2 tRNA genes and 1 rRNA gene are annotated in these 457 nt (G+C 47.5%); all 3 read left to right on the top strand.

Going from position 1 to position 457, the window contains the following annotated elements:
* Nucleotides 1-141 precede the first annotated feature (141 nt).
* Nucleotides 142-258, top strand: a 5S ribosomal RNA gene (gene rrf / locus NR125_RS29340).
* Nucleotides 259-267: 9 nt separating this feature from the next.
* Nucleotides 268-343, top strand: a tRNA-Val gene (locus tag NR125_RS29335).
* A 5-nt stretch (nt 344-348) separates the two neighbouring features.
* Nucleotides 349-424 (top strand) — tRNA-Thr (locus NR125_RS29330).
* The last annotated feature ends 33 nt before the right edge of the window (nt 425-457 follow it).

Below are 457 nucleotides of genomic sequence, written 5' to 3'. Positions count from 1 at the left end.
CCGAAGCTAGACAAGTCATTGGTGAATACTCGGCAAATGCTTCTTCATACATTATCTAGTTTTGAGAGAATGAAAAATATGAAATTTTCTCTTGAAAAATCCTAAAAAGACGGTATAATAAAACTTGTCTTTGGAAAATAGTCTGGTGGCGATAGCGAGAAGGTCACACCCGTTCCCATACCGAACACGGAAGTTAAGCTTCTCAGCGCCGATGGTAGTTAGGGGCTGTCCCCTTGTGAGAGTAGGACGTTGCCGGGCGTTAATAATGGAGGATTAGCTCAGCTGGGAGAGCATCTGCCTTACAAGCAGAGGGTCGGCGGTTCGATCCCGTCATCCTCCACCATACTTGCCGGTGTAGCTCAATTGGTAGAGCAACTGACTTGTAATCAGTAGGTTGGGGGTTCAAGTCCTCTCGCCGGCACCACTTCAACGAGCCATTAGCTCAGTCGGTAGAGCA

The organism is Cytobacillus sp. Bac17, assembly GCF_024519925.1.
Taxonomy (GTDB): Bacteria; Bacillota; Bacilli; order Bacillales; family Cytobacillaceae; genus Cytobacillus; species Cytobacillus pseudoceanisediminis.
This window is presented reverse-complemented; position numbering and strand designations above follow the sequence as displayed.